Here is a 17,155-nt window from a genome sequence, read left to right as displayed (position 1 = left end):
GTTGACATATTCCCGTAAACTGTCCAGTCTAATTTACATATGCGTGGGATCCTCCGCGCAAACCTCGATTAAGGCTGAGTGACCATGTCCCTGTCCGCCCGCATAGAATCAGCGATCTCTTCTGCCCTCTCTTTAGCCATGAAAGAGCCTGCACCGCGCAAATTGGCGCAAGCCTTGGATCATGCCGTCAATCCGGGCGGTGCGCGGATCAGGCCGACAATCTCCCTTTCTGTGGCGAAGGCCTGTGGGGATGATAAGCCGAATCTTTCCAATGCGGCATGCGCGGCGATTGAGCTTATCCACTGCGCGAGCCTCGTTCATGATGACCTGCCCTGTTTTGACAATGCGGATTTGCGGCGCGGAAAGCCCACGGTGCATATCGCTTATTCGCAACCCATTGCGGTTCTCGCAGGTGATACGCTGATTGTTTTGGCCTTTGAGGTCTTGGCTCGTGCCGCGGTGGATGATCCATTGCGGGCAGTTGAGATGATCAAAATCCTAAGCCAAGCCACAGGCATGCCCAATGGAATTTGCGCAGGCCAAGGCTGGGAAAGCGAAGATAAGATAGACCTGTCCGCCTATCATCGGTCGAAAACAGGCGCGCTGTTTGTTGCCGCCACCAAAATGGGTGCCGCTGCTGCGGGGGAAGATCCCGAACCTTGGACAGAACTGGGCGCTCGGATTGGTGAAGCATTCCAAGTTGCCGATGATCTGCGTGATGCGCTTTACGATGAAAAAACCTTGGGTAAGCCTGTGGGTCAGGATGATCTCAACGGGCGACCCAATGCTGTTTCACAACTGGGCGTGCGCGGCGCTGTTTCGCGGTTGGAGGATATTTTATCTGGCGCGATTGCCTCGATCCCGTCTTGTGCGGGTGAAGCGGCGCTGTGTGATATGGTGCGCGTATATGCAGAGCGGCTTACGCCTGTTTTGCCCGCACATCACGCGGCCGAATGAGATATGGCCGCTATTTCCCCAAGTGACGAACCGCGCCCAAAATTTTGGGATAAATGGCGCGCGCGCTATCTGGATTTGGTGGGTACGGCTGCATTTCAATCATGGGCCGCGCGTTCCCTCTTTACGCGTGGGGCTGCAAAACGGGATGGCGAGCGGCTCTTTGATTTGGTGGCAGGCTTTACTTATAGCCAGATTTTGCAGGCTTTTGTTGCGCTTGATCTGCAACGCCATTTGCGCGCCCGCCCTGCCTATCCTTCTGAATTGGCCGCAAAGATTGATGCGCCCGAAAGACGGGTTTCTGTCTTATGTCAGGCCGCAGCCAGTCTTGGGCTTTTGACCCGTTTGCGGGATGGGCGCTATGCCTTAGCGCGGTTAGGCGCAGCGATCAATGGCGTGGGTGGCCTGCGCGACATGATCTTGCACCACGATATTCTATATCGCGATTTGGGCCCTGCGGAAGGGTTTTTTCGGGGGGAAACAGACCCAGACCTTGCACGGTTTTGGCCTTATGTTTTTGGGGCCGCCGCCGCGGAAGATCCTGCTACGGCAGAGCGCTATTCGCATTTGATGTCAGAGACGCAAAATCTTGTAAGTGACGAAATCCTCTCAAGCCTGTCCTTTGGGAAGGCGCAGCATGTCATGGATATCGGGGGTGGCACGGGTGTGTTCTTGGCGGCCTGTGCCAAGGCTCATCCAGACGTTCAGGTGACCCTTTTTGATTTGCCGCAGGTGGCGGCACTGGCCCAAGATCGGTTTGAGCGCGCAGGCATTGCCGCGCGGGCCACGATTGTCTCGGGCAGTTTCCGCGATGATCCTTTGCCACTTGGGCCAGATCTTATCACCCTCATCCGCGTTCTTTACGATCACGAAGATGAAACCGTCCTTCGATTGCTGAAATCGGTTCACGCCGCTTTGCCTGAAGGCGGTAAGATCGTCATCGCCGAGCCGATGTCGGGCGGGGAAGCGCCAGATCGCAGCGCGGATGCGTATTTCGCGCTCTATTGTATGGCGATGGGCACAGGCACAGTCCGCAGCGCCGCCCAAATCGGCGAATTATTGTCGAAAGCAGGGTTTGCGCGGGTTTCGCCCGTCAAAACGGGGCGTCCATTTGTGACGCGGATCGTTACAGCTGAAAAGACTGTCAACAAAAGCTGACAATCTTTTTGTATAAACTGTCCATTTTAATTGACATACAGTGCTGTAATATTAAACTGACACATGACTCACAGTGGAATCTCATTGCGTCTTGAGGCGCGATTTGATCCGAAAACCAAGGGGAAGTGCGACCGTGCACGCGACCGCCGTCATACTCGAAGGGCCAAAGAAAATAGGGCTCGGACAGGTTAGCCTCGTGGCGCCTGCGCCAGAGGATATGGTTGTGCGCGTGTGTCACTCTGGCATTTCCACTGGAACCGAAAAACTGTTTTGGTCTGGCCGCATGCCGCCCTTCCCAGGCATGGGCTACCCCCTCATCCCGGGCTATGAAGCTGCTGGTGAGGTCGTTTCAACACCGAAAAATTGCGAATTTTCAGTTGGTGATCATGTTTTTGTACCGGGCGCGAATTGCTATGGCGATGTGCGTGGCCTGTTTGGCGGCGCGTCTTCCATGTTGGTTACAGCGCCAGAGCGCGCCGTGCGCATTGATCGTGCCAGCGGCCCTGAAGGCGCGCTTTTGGCTTTGGCTGCCACAGCCTATCATGCGCTCGCGGGCCATGACTTGCCTGATTTAATCGTGGGTCATGGCGTCTTTGGTCGTCTCTTGGCGCGTCTTACTTTGGCGCTGGGCGGCCTTGCCCCGACTGTATGGGAGGTTAACCCTGCCCGGGTTTCAGGCGCAGAGGGATATCTCGTTACCAATTCCACCGATGATACGCGCCGTGATTATCGCTGCATCTACGATGCTTCGGGCGTGGCGGCGTTGTTGGATGAAATGATCGGGCGCCTGACCAAGGGCGGTGAAGTCGTCTTGGCAGGTTTCTATCCCGAATCTCTCGAATTCGCCTTTCCGCCTGCCTTCATGCGTGAAGCGCGGCTGCGGATCGCGGCGGAATGGACGCGCGCCGACTTGGTTGCCACCCGCGATTTGATCGAAGCGGGACAGCTCAGCCTTGGTGGTTTGATCACGCATCAACTGCCCGCCGCAGAGGCAAGCCTCGCTTATCCTCAAGCCTTTGAAGATGCTGCTTGCCTGAAAATGATTTTGAATTGGGAGAAGCCAGAATGACCCTCGATGTTCCCAATCTTAAGGATTTCGATGCCCGCCTGCGCGATGAGGCGCAGCAAGAGCCGACCCTCGAAGTGCCTCAGGGCGAACCCACTAAGAAAACGCAGATCATTGCGATTTATGGGAAAGGCGGCATCGGTAAAAGTTTCACCCTTGCCAATCTCAGCCATATCATGGCCGAGCAAGGAAAGCGGGTTCTGTTGATTGGTTGTGATCCGAAATCCGATACGACCAGCCTACTTTTTGGTGGCAAAGCCTGCCCAACGATCATCGAAACCTCGACCAAAAAGAAATTGGCGGGCGAGGAGGTGAAAATTGGGGATGTCTGCTTTAAGCGTGGCGGAGTCTATGCGATGGAGCTTGGCGGGCCAGAAGTTGGCCGCGGCTGTGGTGGGCGTGGGATCATCCACGGCTTTGAGCTGCTTGAGAAACTGGGCTTCCATGACTGGGATTTTGACTATGTCCTGCTCGACTTCTTGGGCGATGTGGTCTGCGGCGGGTTTGGCCTGCCGATTGCCCGTGACATGGCGCAGAAGGTGATTCTGGTTGGATCAAATGATCTGCAATCTCTGTATGTGGCGAATAATGTTTGCTCGGCGGTGGAATATTTCCGCAAAATGGGCGGCAATGTAGGTGTCGCGGGTTTGGTCATCAACAAAGATGACGGCACAGGCGAGGCTCAGGCCTTTGCCAATGCGGTGAATATACCCGTTTTGGCCTCGATCCCTGCGGATGATGATCTGCGCAAGAAATCTGCGAATTACCAAATCGTTGGGACGAACCAAAGCCAATGGGGCGCGCTCTTTGCGGCTTTGGGTGAAAATGTCGGCGAAGCGCCGCCGTTACGACCAACGGCACTGAACCAAGATGAATTGATCGGCCTTTTCGATGGCAAGGATACAGGTGCGGGCATTGTCCTAGAGCCTGCAACCGAAGCCGATATGCGCGGCAAGAACGCCGCGCCGAAAAAGTCGCTTGAAGTAATTTATGACGAGGTCTGAGGAAGAATGTCCGAAGAAGTGAGATATGATGCTGCCGATGAGGCCGAGGTAATCCTCGGCCAAGATCGCGCTGATGCATCTGCCGCTTCGGATGGGCAGACTCCGCCCGAATTGGGGCAGGGTATGGGTTGCCACGCAGGGGCGGCCGAAATGGAAGCCGCCGCACGCATGGCGGGGAAATCCGAAATCCTTGATCAATATGCCCGCGATTACCCGCAGGGGCCGCATGACAAACCCCAAAGCATGTGCCCTGCCTTTGGCAGTTTGCGCGTAGGGTTGCGGATGCGCCGCGTGGCATCGGTTTTGTCTGGCTCGGCCTGCTGTGTCTATGGCCTCAGCTTTGTCAGCCATTTTTATGGCGCGCGCCGTTCAGTCGGCTATGTGCCTTTCAACTCGGAAAGTTTGGTTACGGGCAAACTCTTCGAGGACATTCGGGATGCTGTTCACGAGATGGCAGATCCCGCGCGCTATGATGCGATTGTGGTGACCAATCTTTGCGTTCCGACTGCCTCTGGTGTTCCGCTGCGTCTCCTGCCGCAGGAGATTAACGGTGTTCGGATCGTGGGCATTGATGTGCCAGGATTTGGAATTCCCACCCATGCCGAAGCCAAAGATGTGCTTGCAGGCGCTATGTTGAATTATGCCCGTAAAGAGGTGGAGGCTGGCCCCGTCCAAGCCCCTGTTTCGGGCAAATCAGATCGCCCGACAGTGACCCTGTTGGGCGAGATGTTCCCAGCCGATCCCATTGGGATTGGTGGGATGCTCGCGCCGCTCGGTCTGGCGGCAGGTCCGGTCGTTCCCTGCCGTGAGTGGCGCGAGCTCTATTCTGCCTTGGATAGCGAAGTGGTGGCAGCAATCCACCCGTTTTACACATCCGCCATCCGAGAATTTCAGGCCGCAGGCCGCACGATTATTGGCAGCGCCCCCGTTGGATATGACGGAACAGCCGCATGGCTGTCTGCGATTGGTGCGGCTTATGGTGTTGCGGCGGATCAGATTGCTGCTGCGCAAAACGCCTTTTTGCCCGCGATCAAGGGTGCGCTTGCCGCCCAAAAGATCAACGGAACGATCACCTTGTCGGGCTATGAGGGGTCAGAGCTTTTGGTCGCGCGCCTGCTGATCGAGAGTGGGGCCGATGTGCCCTATGTTGGCACGGCCTGCCCGAAAACACATTGGTCAGAGCCTGATTTGGACTGGCTAACAGCCAAGGGTGTTAAGGTTAAATTCCGCGCAAGTCTCGAAGATGACTGCGCCGCGATGGAAGCAATCAAGCCTGATCTTGCCATCGGCACGACCCCTGTTGTGCAGAAGGGCAAAGAGCTTGGCATCCCAAGCCTGTATTTCACCAATTTGATTTCCGCGCGTCCTTTGATGGGGCCAGCGGGTGCAGGGTCTTTGGCGCAGGTGGTCAACGCTGCCATGTCCAACAAAGATCGCATGGATCATATGCGCGCCTTCTTTGAAGGTGTCGGTCACGCGGATACGGCAGGCATTTGGGAAGGCAGCCCAAATGAGCGGCCTGATTTCCGCGCCACGCATCAGAAAAAACTCGACAAAGCGGCCCGTGCCGCCAAAGCGCAGGAGATGATCTGATGTTGATCCAAGATCATGATCGCGCGGGCGGATATTGGGGGGCGGTTTACGCCTTTACCGCCGTCAAAGGATTGCAGGTGGTCATCGATGGCCCAGTGGGTTGTGAAAACCTGCCCGTCACATCGGTTCTGCATTACACCGATGCGTTGCCACCCCATGAATTGCCGATTGTGACCACGGGTCTTGGCGAGGAAGAATTGGGCCGAGATGGCACTGAGGGCGCGATGAAACGCGCTTGGGGCACGCTAGACCCCGCGCTTCCTGCCGTTGTTGTCACGGGCTCGATTGCCGAGATGATAGGCGGGGGGGTCACACCGCAAGGCACCAATATTCAACGCTTTTTGCCGCGCACCATTGATGAAGATCAATGGGAGGCCGCAGATCGTGCCATGACGTGGATTTTCACGGAATTTGGCATGACCAAGGGGCGTATGCCGCCCGAGAAACAGCGTGAAGAAGGTTCTGCGCCGCGGGTCAATATTCTTGGGCCGATGTATGGCACCTTTAATATGGCCTCTGATCTGCATGAAATTCGCCGCCTTGTGGAAGGTATCGGGGCCGAAGTGAATATGGTCATGCCATTGGGCAGCCATTTGGCCGAAATGCGCAACTTGGTTAATGCCGATGCCAATATCGTGATGTATCGCGAATTTGGGCGCGGTTTGGCCGAGGTTTTGGGCAAGCCCTATTTGCAAGCGCCCATTGGGGTTGAGTCGACCACGAAATTCCTGCGCCAATTGGGCGAGATGCTGGGCCTAGATCCCGAGCCTTTTATCACCCGCGAAAAGCATTCGACCCTCAAGCCTGTTTGGGATTTGTGGCGGTCGGTCACGCAAGATTTCTTCGCAACGGCCAATTTTGGCATCGTGGCGAACGAAACCTACACCCGTGGCATTCGGCATTTCCTTGAAAGTGATCTTGGGCTGCCCTGTGCTTTTGCGGTGGCACGCACAGCGGGCAAAAAAACCAACAATGACGAAGTGCGCAGCCTGATTTCTGCAAAGCGTCCCTTGGTCTTGATGGGCTCCATCAATGAGAAGATGTATCTCGCGGAAATGAGCGCGGGCCATGGCCCTCGCCCGTCTTTCATCCCTGCAAGTTTCCCTGGCGCCGCGATCCGCCGCGCCATAGGCACGCCCTTCATGGGATATGCAGGCGCGACTTATCTTTTGCAGGAAATCTGCAACAGCCTGTTTGATGCCCTGTTCCATATTCTTCCGCTTGGCAGCGAGATGGACAGCGCCAAAGCAACCCCGACAACATTGCGCCGCGATTTCCCATGGGACGCTGATGCGCAGGCGTTGCTCGACAAAATTGTTGCCGAACACCCCGTTTTGACACGGATTTCGGCGGCCAAAACCTTACGCGATGCCGCAGAAAAAGCCGCGCTTGAAAGCGGGGCTGAGCGGGTCGTGAAAGAAACGGTGGCGCAACTCGCGCCGCGCCGTTTTGAGACGCTGAACGAGGGAGGCGCATAATGACAGATATTAGCTCCAACACCCAAATTGCGCGGTCAAAGCCGCCCAAAACGGAGTTCATGATTTACTTCGGGATCATTTTTCTCGCGACCTTGCCGCTTGCCACGCTCACTTGGGGCTTGGCTGCGCTGCGCACAGGAAGCTTGACGGAAAAAGGCCCCGTAAAGCGCGCTTGGAGCCAGGCGCGGATTATCACGCCGATGATTTTTTCGGCCTGATCCTCTCGCTAAGCCGCCGTTCGAGACCGATTAGACCCGGTCGAGGCACATAGGTGAGACGATAAAATTTTCGGCGTGACGACCGGAGCCGACACAAGTTCGCCAATGCGGGTTGACTACCCGCGTGGGTGGAATGCCGACAAGACAATGAGGTTTTGTCGGGGCCCGGCCGCAGGGTGTGCGGCACTAGTCAAACGTTCCGGAGGAAAGTTCATGGCTGGTAACACCGATCTGTCCTTTACAGGTCTGACCGACGAGCAGGCGCAAGAGCTCCACTCGGTGTATATGAGCGGCCTTTGGCTGTTCGCAGGTATCGCCCTGCTTGCTCATATCGCCACGTATATCTGGCGCCCGTGGTTCGGCTGAGGAGTAAGACATGTCCAAATTTTACAAAATCTGGCTGATCTTCGACCCGCGCCGCGTCTTCGTGGCTCAGGGCGTCTTTCTCTTCTTGCTCGCTGCAATGATCCACTTGGTGGTTCTGAGCTCGGGTCTCAACTGGTTTGAGAGTGCAGCTGCAGCAGGCATGTAAGAGTTAGGCCTGCCGCCTGCGGCGCGCCTGATATGCCTTATGACATCGCTGCGGGCGGGCTGCCCGCCCGCAGCTAACCGACCAATAACGGACGGCTAAGTGGAGATGATCCAAAGCCGCCAAACGCGGAGACAGACGCATGGCTTTGCTAAGCTTCGAAAGAAAATATCGCGTCCGCGGAGGGACGCTGATTGGCGGCGATCTGTTCGACTTCTGGGTTGGCCCTTTCTATGTGGGCTTCTTTGGGGTGACCACGATCTTCTTCGCTGCCCTTGGAACCATCTTGATCTTCTGGGGGGCGGCCATGCAAGGCACGTTCAATCCTTGGACGATCAATATTGCCCCACCTGATCTCTCTTACGGGTTGGGCATGGCCCCGCTGCTCGAAGGCGGCCTTTGGCAAATCATAACGATTTGTGCCGTTGGCGCCTTTGTATCCTGGGCCTTAAGAGAAGTTGAAATCAGTCGAAAGCTTGGCATGGGCTATCATGTTCCATTTGCCTTTAGCTTCGCGATTTTGGCTTATGTTACATTGGTTGTTGTGCGCCCCTTGTTGCTTGGCGCATGGGGCCATGGCTTCCCTTATGGTATCTTTAGCCACCTCGATTGGGTATCCAACGTTGGGTATTCCTATCTGCATTTCCACTATAACCCAGCCCATATGATTGCGGTGACCTTCTTCTTCACCACGACCCTCGCATTGGCGCTGCATGGTGGTTTGATCCTATCCGCGGCGAATCCTGAAAAAGGCGAAGAAGCGAAAAGCCCTGATCATGAAGATACGTTCTTCCGTGATTTCATCGGCTATTCTATTGGCACTTTAGGGATACACCGCTTGGGTCTGTTGCTGGCTTTGAATGCTGGTTTCTGGAGCGCGGTTTGTATCGTGATCTCTGGCCCCGTTTGGACAAGCGGTTGGCCTGAATGGTGGAATTGGTGGCTGACACTGCCGATCTGGCCAGATCCAAGCCCGATCCACGCGGTTTCGGGAGGGATGTAAACCATGGCGTATTTCGAATATCAAAACATCTTCACGCAGGTGCAGGTGCAAGGCCGTCCCGAGATGGGGATGGACAATGAAAACAATCTGGCGGCTGAGCGCACTAAGTCGGCCTCCTTCTCGACCCTTGCAGGTTTGATCGGCAACGCGCAGCTTGGCCCCGTATATCTGGGTTGGGCAGGGACCATCAGCTTGGCGACAGGTTTGCTGTGGTTCAATATCGTTGGCCTCAACATGCTGTCCCAAGTGGGTTGGTCGATCCCCGAGTTTATTCGTCAACTGTTCTGGTTGGCGCTTGAACCTCCTGGGCCTGAATATGGTCTGAGCATTCCACCGCTGAACGAAGGCGGCTGGTATATAATCGCAAGCTTCTTTCTACTTGTTTCGGTAATGTCATGGTGGTTGCGCACCTATCTTTTGGCTGAACAGCATAAGATGGGCAAACATATCGCTTGGGCCTTTTTGGCAGCGATTTGGTTGTTCCTTGTGTTGGGTCTGTTCCGCCCCGTTTTGATGGGCCAGTGGAGTGAGGCGGTGCCTTATGGCATTTTCCCACACCTAGATTGGACGACAGCCTTCTCAATCCGCTACGGGAACCTCTATTATAATCCGTTCCACGCACTTTCGATTGTGTTTCTTTATGGCTCGGTTCTGCTCTTTGCGATGCATGGCGCGACCATTCTGGCGGTGTCGCGCTTTGGTGGCGACCGTGAATTGGAACAGATCTATGATCGTGGCACGGCATCCGAACGCGCCGCTTTGTTCTGGCGCTGGACGATGGGCTTTAACGCCACAATGGAGGGGATTCACCGTTGGGCTTGGTGGTTTGCGGTCTTAACCCCGATCACAGGTGGCATCGGCATCCTTTTGACAGGAACCGTGGTGGATAATTGGTTCATCTGGGCGCAGGAGCATAATTTTGCACCAGAGTATCTCGCGCCCTATGGTTATGAAGCTTACGGTAGCTACGAGGGCTTCCTTGGTCAAACCACGGGAGGAAACTAAGATGTTGCCTAAATGGTTCAACGAATGGAACGAGAAAAATCCAACTAATGTATTTGGCCCTGCCATTTTAGTTGGTGCGGCCGGAGCTGCGGTCTTTGTAGCAGCAATGCTGGTGAATTTCGGTCAGCCGTTCAAAACAGACACGCTGCAAACTGGCCCGCGCGGGACAGGGATGGGTGTGCCTGAATTCCAAGCTGACTTAGCGGCCTCTTATCCTGACGCGGATAATTTCTACACCACCGAGCCAATTGTTCCCGAAGCCAATGCGCGTCCGATCCGTATCGTGCGTGCAGATGCAGAGCCAACCTTGGGTTATTTGACACCTGAGAATTATGATCGATTAATCGAGGCAATGCGTATTTGGACAGGTATCCCCGACCTCTTTGCAGGCGAGGAAAACTACCAAACTGTGGTGGCGCGGAACATGATCGAGATGACCCAGAATATTAATGAATTCTGGGGGGGTCACGTTAACGCCAATGCGGAAGTGGGTGTCACCTGCTACACCTGTCACCGTGGTCAGCCCGTGCCAAATAATATCTGGTTCGAAGTGTCGCCTGTGAATGAAAACGCAGGCGGTTGGTCAGCAAACCAGAACCGCGTGACGATGGTGTCAAACTCGACATCATTGCCCTCGGATTATCTGGAAACCTACCTGCTCTTGAACGAAGATGGCCAGTATAACCGCATCGGTGTGCATGATCTAGCTTCGCGCGTGCAGCAGATGGACGGGGATCCGCTGATCCAACATGCAGAACGCACTTATGCCTTCATGAATTACATTGCGAATTCTTTGGGCGTGAACTGCACCTTCTGTCACAACACGCGGGCCTTTTACGATGCGGCACAGGTCACCCCACAATGGGCGACTGCAACGCTTGGCATTCAGATGGTGCAAGAGGCGCTTGACCTTTACGTCCTGCCATTGGCTGATGTTCTGCCTGCAGAACGACTTGGGCCTGTGCATGGTGATGTGCCTAAACTGGCCTGTCGCACCTGTCACCAGGGGCAGCAGCGTCCACTGCGTGGCTTGAACGTGATCGTGAATTGGCCTGAGCTTGCCACAACATCAGGCGAGCCTGACTATTCGGCCTTTCAGTGATGTTTGGCTGCGGCCAAAATAAAACCCTGTTCTGCGGTATAGATACTATATCGCAGAACAGATCAGACCATCAGAACTCACCTATCGTCCCTTCGTAGGTGCGCCTTGCCACGGGTTTGGGGTTTACCCACCCGTGGTTTTTTCTGGCTTGGGAGGGCTGGAAAGATGACACGACCAACGACCGAGCTTCTAAATCGCATTCATAGCCCCGCAGATTTGCGCCGCATGAGCGATGACGAATTGGCCCGCCTTGCGGATGAGTTGCGCGCTGAGACGATCTCCGCTGTGTCGGAAACGGGCGGCCATCTGGGATCAAGCCTTGGTGTCGTTGAGATCACTGTGGCAATCCACGCGGTGTTCAACACTCCCTATGACAAGCTAATCTGGGATGTCGGGCATCAATGCTATCCGCATAAGATCCTGACGGGTCGGCGTGATCGCATCCGCACCTTGCGCCAAGAGGGTGGTTTGTCGGGTTTTACAAAACGCAGTGAATCGGCTTTTGACCCGTTTGGTGCGGCACATAGCTCCACGTCAATTTCTGCTGCGCTGGGCTTTGCCATGGCGCGTGAATTGGGTGAGGCCACTGGAGAAGCTATTGCCGTCATCGGCGATGGATCGATTTCCGCAGGTATGGCCTATGAGGCCATGAACAACGCGGGCGATTTAGGGCGGCGCTTATTCGTGATCCTGAATGACAATGATATGAGCATTGCGCCCCCAGTTGGGGCTATGTCCCGCTATCTGCAAGATTTGGCGAAACATTCGCCGCTTTCGGCATTAAAGGATATTGCCGATGGCATGGTGCCCCTTTTGCCCGAGCCATTTCGTGCGGGCGCGACCCGTGCGCGAGAATTGGTAAAAGCGCAAATTGGCGATCTGCCGCATGGGGAAAACCTGTTTGAGCATTTGGGTTTTGACTATATCGGCCCGATTGATGGTCATGATATGGGTGCGCTCCTAGAGACGCTGCGCCATGCGAAAACCCATGCCACTGGCCCTGTTTTAATCCATGCGGTGACAGTAAAGGGCAAGGGATATGCGCCTGCCGAAATGGCGGATGATTGCTATCATGGTGTGGCGAAATTTGACCCGAAAACTGGTGTTCAGCAAAAGGCTACCGCCAATGCGCCTAGTTATACGGGCGTCTTTGGCAAACGCCTTTTGGCTGAGGCGCAAAATGACCCCAAAGTCGTTGGTGTCACAGCGGCCATGCCAGGCGGCACTGGTCTGAACGTAATGCAGCAGGCCATGCCACATCGTATTTTCGATGTGGGTATTGCTGAACAACATGCGGTGACATTTTCCGCCGCTTTGGCCGCAGGTGGCCTCAAGCCATTTTGCGCGATTTATTCTAGCTTCCTTCAGCGCGGTTATGATCAGATTGTGCATGATGTGGCGCTGCAAAATTTACCTGTGCGCTTTATGATTGATCGCGCAGGATTGGTAGGCGCCGATGGCCCGACACATGCAGGCGCATTTGACATTAATTACCTCGCGGCCCTGCCCAATATGGTGGTGATGGCTTGTGCGGATGAGGCGGAGTTGGTCGATATGATCGCGACTGCTGTCGCCTATGACGATGGGCCAATTGCGCTGCGTTATCCGCGCGGTGAGGGCACTGGCGTTGCCATGCCTGAAAACGGGCAGATATTGAAAATTGGTAAGGGACGCATTCTGCAAGAAGGCAGTGATATTGCCCTGCTGAGCCTTGGGGCGCATTTGTCCGAAGTGCAGGAAGCTGCCGCCGCCTTGGCCGCGCGCGGCATCTCTGTCACCATCGCGGATGCAAGATTTGCCAAGCCGCTGGATACAGATTTGGTGAATGATCTGGTCGCCCATCACAAGGCTATTGTCACTGTTGAACAAGGCTCTGCACTCGGGTTTGGTGCCTTGGTTTTACATCATCTTGCCGCCACAGGCCGTTTGGATGGTGGCGTGTCTATCCGCACCATGCATCTGCCTGATCGGTTCATTGAACATGCAAGCCCCAAGGCGATGTATCGCGATGCGGGATTGGCGACTGATGATATTATGCGCGCAGGCTTGGCCGCGCTTGGCATTGCCGCGCCGAATTTTGAGCAGGACAGCAAAGTCGCAAAATTGAAACGCTAGACCTTTGCGTCAGCGCCAAAAATCTTTGCCGCGTGTTCCTCAAGATAGATCCTGAGCCAAGGGGTAAAGCTCTGCGGCGCTGCTTTGACGCGGGCGGATAGACCATCGAGATCCATCCAAGCAATATCGACCACTTCATCGGGATTGGGTGTTGGCTCAATCTGAGGGGGCAACGCGCCGACAAATATATCGACAAGTTCATGCTCGATGAGCCCGCCGCCAACATCCGCGCGGTATTCCACGCGATCGCGTTTTTCCAACGCAATGATGGGTAGGCCCAGTTCCTCGCCCAATCGGCGTTGCGCACAGCTAAGTGCATCTTCGTTCCAATGTGGGTGGGTGCAGCAGGTGTTCGTCCAAAGTCCAGGTGTATGGTATTTGGACAAGGCGCGCCGCTGCATCAATACCTTTGTCCCGCGCATCAGAAAGACGGAAATCGCCTTATGACGCAGTCCGCGCTGATGCGCCAACAGCTTGTCTACGGGTTTTAGCTCATCCCCGATCCATGCAGGGATCATGACATCATCCATCGCTACACACGTGTCGCAGAAATTAAACCCGTCAAATGGGCCAGATTTTTAACACCGATCTTGATATGCGCCAAAGGCCGCGCTTTGACCAGTTTCTTGTTCATATAGGCCTCGAAGGTCAGGCGCTGCACATCAATATCGTGACACAGGCTGACAAACCGCTCACGCCGCTCATCGGATCGGTAATAGGCGTTTTGCATCGCACCCAAAACTTTGAACACGCCCTTATGTTCGCGCATGAACAACCGCCGCGCCAGATCTAGGTCTTTGATACGGCCTGATTGCAGCTTTGCTGTGGCGGCTGTGGCCGCCACACGGCCACCCACCATGGCATAATAAATTCCCTCACCCGAAGAGGGGGCAACCACCCCTGCTGCATCGCCCGCAAGCACGACATCGCGCCCATTGTCCCAACGGTCGAGCGGTTTGAGGGGAATAGGCGCTCCCTCGCGGCGAATGGTTTTACAATTGGCCAGATGTGAAAACGCGCGCAAATCAGCGGTGGCTTTTTTCAAATCAACCTCTTTATCCATCGACCCCATACCAATGGATGCGGATTTCCCATGTGGGAAAACCCAACCATAGAAGTCAGGGCTGATCCGTCCGTCATAGACCACATCACAACGATCCGGGTCATAAGCATCGGTGCCGCCTTCGGGGGCCTCGACAATTTCGTGATAGGCAATGACGTAAGGAATGCGATCACCGCCCTTGACCTCGTCCCGCGCTACGTTCGAGCGCGCGCCATCCGCCCCAATGACCACCGCACAGGTCAAACGGCGGGTGTCGCCTGTTTCTTTGTCGCGATAGATGACATGTGTGCCTTGTGCATCGCGTTCGATCTTTGTGTAGGTGCCTGTGAAACGCTCGGCCCCTGCGTCGGCGGCGCGGACACGCAGAAATTCATCGAAATTTTCCCGATCCACCATGCCAACAAAGCCGTTTTCAATCGGGATATCCACTTTGCGCCCTGTTGGTGAGATCATCCGCGCCGTTGTGATCTTCGCAACGATCTGCGCGTCTGGAATGTCGAAATCAGCGATTAAGCGGGGTGGGATTGCGCCGCCGCAGGGCTTGATCCGTCCTGCGCGATCCAACAAAGCAACACGATGGCCAGACAGCGCCAGATCATGTGCGGCGGTCGCCCCTGATGGGCCACCCCCTACGACTACAACATCATAATCCATTTTATTCTCCTGGCACTGAAAGGGGCGTGGAAAGTCTTGGTTGCGCGGGCCCTGTAATCACGCGTGCCGCCATAAGGGCGGATGCGATATAAAGTGCGGCCTCGAATAGAAACACGGTGGCAAACCCATCGGCATCGCCCATCACAGGGCGCGCCAGATCAACAAGGGCGGCGCCGATCAGACCACCAAACCCTGCGGCAATTGCTTGGGCTGCCCCCCAAAGGCCCATTCTTGTGCCTTCGCGGGCGGTGCGGCCTTCGCCTGCAAGCGCCATCATAGATCCGATGGCCGCAACAGCGAAAACGCCGTTGAAAAACCCCATGGCCACCACAGCGGGCAAAAGCGGTGCGCTTGGCCCGATTTGACCAAGCCATGCAATCACGAGGAGCGCGGCAGCAGACCCTAAACACCCCCCCACCACCCATTGGCGGAGGCTGCCAAGGCGCAGCGCGGTTCCCGCAACGCCCACTAAGACCATACCCAAAAACACGCCGCCATTTTGTGCGCCAGAGAGGGAGGTTGATTGACCTGGGGTGAAGTGAAACACGAGGCCCGAATAGGGTTCTAGGATCAATTCCTGCATGAAATAGGCAGACATGCTGAGGAACACGAAGATCGTGAAATGGCGCGCTTTGCGCTCGGCCCAAATTTCGCGCAAGCCCTCCAAAAAGGGCGCGGATTGTTCTTCGGCGCGGGCGGTGACCTTCGCTTCAATACCCCAGATCGACAAAATCGTCAGACCCACCGCGCCAAATGATACCACGCTGACCACAGCCATCAGTCGCGTATGGCTATAGGGGTCGAGGAATTGACCAGCGACCCCAGCGGTTACGGCAATGCCGAATATCATCAAAAGCCATGTGATGGTGGCCGCAGCAGGACGGCGCGCAGGGTCGGTTGCGGTTGCCAAAAGCGCCAAAAGTGATGTGCCAGATGCCCCAACCCCAACACCGATCATCACATAGGCCAAGATGGAGACGGATAGGCCGAGCATGTAATGGCTTGCAAAAAGCGACAGCGCATAGGCCGCCAAAACTGCGCCGCTCGCCAAAATAGCCATGCCCCCGATGATCCAACGGCTACGTGACCGGCCTGTATCGGAGCGATAACCCCATTGGGGTCGAGTGATTTGAATGGCGTAATGCAACCCAACCAAGAGGCCAGGCAGGATCGCTGGCAGGGCCAATTCCACAACCATTAGGCGGTTTAGGGTCGAGGTTGTTAAAACCACAATTGCGCCAAGGCACAGCTGAATAAACCCAAGTCGAATAATCTGCACCCATGTCAGGCTCATGCCGCTATCCCCCCAAGCCGCGCAGGCCAAAGGCCGCGATCATCATGCCCGAGACATAAAGCGAGACGCCTGTGGCATTATACCAAGGCGCGCGTTCTTTTGGGTTCTGCATTAAAACCTGCATCGCGGCGATTTGCGCCAACAGCGAGGCCGTTATGAAAAAGCCGAACCAAGGCCTGTCCCAGTGGAACATCAAAAGAATGACGATGAATTGGGGAATGGCCATCACCCATGCCGCCACCAATGCGGCGCGGCGTGGGCCAAGGGTTACGGGCAGCGAATTCACGCCCATTTGGCGGTCGCCTTCCAAGGCCTTAAAATCGTTGAGCGTCATGATCCCATGCGCGCCAATGCCGTACAGAAGCGCCGTTATCACGATGGGCCAAGACGGCGCACCTGCCGATAAAACCGCAGCGCCCGTGAACCAAGGCAAGCTTTCATAGGACAGACCAACCAATCCAGGCCCCAAAATGCCAGATCTTTTCAGGCGCACAGGCTCGGCGGAGTAGGCCCAAGCAGCGGCGATCGCCACAAGCGTTGCGCCAAATCCCCAAGGCCCAAGCGCAAGCCCGATGATGGCGGCGGCGCCTGACATGAAAATTGCAATCCACAATCCCCATTTCCCAGGGATGCGCCCCGAAGGGATGGGGCGATAGGGTTCGTTGATCGCGTCCACATGTCGGTCGCACCAATCATTGGCTGCTTGGCTCATCCCGCAGACAATCGGCCCCGCCAAGATAATACCCAAAGCCAAGCCCAACCAATGGCCTGAAGTTGCCGCTCCTGTAGAAATTGCGCCGCAAAGATAAGCCCACATTGGGGGAAACCATGTAATGGGTTTAAGGAGCGTCAAGACGGCGCGTGGTTCAGGAAAGGCACGCGGGGTCTGGCGGGTATGCGTGTCGGTCGTTACGCTCAT

The 17,155-nt window shown here is 55.6% G+C and carries 17 protein-coding genes; 13 read left to right on the top strand and 4 right to left on the bottom strand.

The window, feature by feature from the left end; genetic code table 11:
* The first annotated feature begins 84 nt into the window (after window positions 1-84).
* From AAC632_RS03370 to dxs, 13 genes are all read left to right on the top strand, one after another.
* Window positions 85-957 (top strand): polyprenyl synthetase family protein, encoded by an 873-nt coding sequence (locus tag AAC632_RS03370; RefSeq protein WP_340262640.1) that lies wholly within the window; start codon window positions 85-87, stop codon window positions 955-957.
* A 3-nt stretch (window positions 958-960) separates the two neighbouring features.
* Window positions 961-2,112 carry a methyltransferase gene (locus AAC632_RS03365; RefSeq protein WP_340298132.1) on the top strand — a complete coding sequence of 384 codons (1,152 nt, stop codon included), beginning with the start codon at window positions 961-963 and terminating at the stop codon, window positions 2,110-2,112.
* A 133-nt stretch (window positions 2,113-2,245) separates the two neighbouring features.
* Window positions 2,246-3,181 (top strand): chlorophyll synthesis pathway protein BchC, encoded by a 936-nt coding sequence (bchC, locus tag AAC632_RS03360; protein ID WP_340298133.1) that lies wholly within the window; start codon window positions 2,246-2,248, stop codon window positions 3,179-3,181.
* Window positions 3,178-4,182, top strand: coding sequence for a chlorophyllide a reductase iron protein subunit X (locus AAC632_RS03355; RefSeq protein ID WP_340298134.1), 1,005 nt, complete (start codon window positions 3,178-3,180; stop codon window positions 4,180-4,182). The genes bchC and AAC632_RS03355 overlap by 4 nt, the downstream gene beginning before the upstream one ends.
* A gap of 6 nt (window positions 4,183-4,188) precedes the next feature.
* Window positions 4,189-5,775 carry a chlorophyllide a reductase subunit Y gene (gene bchY / locus AAC632_RS03350; protein WP_340298136.1) on the top strand — a complete coding sequence of 529 codons (1,587 nt, stop codon included), beginning with the start codon at window positions 4,189-4,191 and terminating at the stop codon, window positions 5,773-5,775.
* The gene (gene bchZ, locus AAC632_RS03345; RefSeq protein WP_340298137.1) at window positions 5,775-7,253 is read left to right on the top strand and encodes a chlorophyllide a reductase subunit Z; all 1,479 of its coding nucleotides are present in this window, start codon (window positions 5,775-5,777) and stop codon (window positions 7,251-7,253) included. The genes bchY and bchZ overlap by 1 nt, the downstream gene beginning before the upstream one ends.
* Entirely contained in the window at window positions 7,253-7,471 is a 219-nt protein-coding gene (gene pufQ / locus AAC632_RS03340) for a cytochrome PufQ (protein ID WP_317657094.1), read from the top strand. The genes bchZ and pufQ overlap by 1 nt, the downstream gene beginning before the upstream one ends.
* Before the next feature lie 213 nt (window positions 7,472-7,684).
* The gene (gene pufB, locus AAC632_RS03335) at window positions 7,685-7,837 is read left to right on the top strand and encodes a light-harvesting antenna LH1, beta subunit (RefSeq protein ID WP_213674587.1); all 153 of its coding nucleotides are present in this window, start codon (window positions 7,685-7,687) and stop codon (window positions 7,835-7,837) included.
* Window positions 7,838-7,847: 10 nt separating this feature from the next.
* On the top strand, window positions 7,848-8,003 hold the full coding sequence (gene pufA, locus AAC632_RS03330; protein ID WP_340262652.1) for a light-harvesting antenna LH1, alpha subunit: 156 nt from the start codon (window positions 7,848-7,850) through the stop codon (window positions 8,001-8,003).
* 139 nt (window positions 8,004-8,142) lie between these two features.
* The gene (gene pufL, locus AAC632_RS03325; protein WP_317657095.1) at window positions 8,143-9,003 is read left to right on the top strand and encodes a photosynthetic reaction center subunit L; all 861 of its coding nucleotides are present in this window, start codon (window positions 8,143-8,145) and stop codon (window positions 9,001-9,003) included.
* A 3-nt stretch (window positions 9,004-9,006) separates the two neighbouring features.
* Window positions 9,007-10,008, top strand: a complete 1,002-nt coding sequence (pufM, locus tag AAC632_RS03320) for a photosynthetic reaction center subunit M (RefSeq protein ID WP_340262654.1) — start codon at window positions 9,007-9,009, stop codon at window positions 10,006-10,008.
* A gap of 1 nt (window position 10,009) precedes the next feature.
* On the top strand, window positions 10,010-11,110 hold the full coding sequence (pufC, locus tag AAC632_RS03315; RefSeq protein WP_340298138.1) for a photosynthetic reaction center cytochrome PufC: 1,101 nt from the start codon (window positions 10,010-10,012) through the stop codon (window positions 11,108-11,110).
* Between the two features lie 165 nt (window positions 11,111-11,275).
* Window positions 11,276-13,225: a 1-deoxy-D-xylulose-5-phosphate synthase gene (gene dxs, locus AAC632_RS03310; RefSeq protein WP_340298139.1), complete on the top strand. Its 1,950-nt coding sequence runs from the start codon at window positions 11,276-11,278 to the stop codon at window positions 13,223-13,225.
* Here dxs and idi read toward each other — a convergent pair.
* Genes idi through chlG form a run of 4 tightly spaced genes read right to left on the bottom strand, consistent with a single transcriptional unit; the run spans window position 13,222 to window position 17,155 of the window.
* Window positions 13,222-13,743 (bottom strand): isopentenyl-diphosphate Delta-isomerase, encoded by a 522-nt coding sequence (idi, locus tag AAC632_RS03305; protein WP_317657098.1) that lies wholly within the window; start codon window positions 13,741-13,743, stop codon window positions 13,222-13,224. The genes dxs and idi overlap by 4 nt on opposite strands.
* A gap of 14 nt (window positions 13,744-13,757) precedes the next feature.
* Entirely contained in the window at window positions 13,758-14,942 is a 1,185-nt protein-coding gene (locus AAC632_RS03300; protein ID WP_340298141.1) for a geranylgeranyl diphosphate reductase, read from the bottom strand.
* A 1-nt stretch (window position 14,943) separates the two neighbouring features.
* Window positions 14,944-16,236: a BCD family MFS transporter gene (locus AAC632_RS03295; protein ID WP_340298143.1), complete on the bottom strand. Its 1,293-nt coding sequence runs from the start codon at window positions 16,234-16,236 to the stop codon at window positions 14,944-14,946.
* A 4-nt stretch (window positions 16,237-16,240) separates the two neighbouring features.
* Entirely contained in the window at window positions 16,241-17,155 is a 915-nt protein-coding gene (gene chlG / locus AAC632_RS03290) for a chlorophyll synthase ChlG (RefSeq protein ID WP_340298146.1), read from the bottom strand.

This window comes from Roseobacter sp. HKCC-CH-9351, assembly GCF_037830295.1.
In the GTDB taxonomy this organism is placed as follows: Bacteria; Pseudomonadota; Alphaproteobacteria; order Rhodobacterales; family Rhodobacteraceae; genus M30B80.
This window is presented reverse-complemented; position numbering and strand designations above follow the sequence as displayed.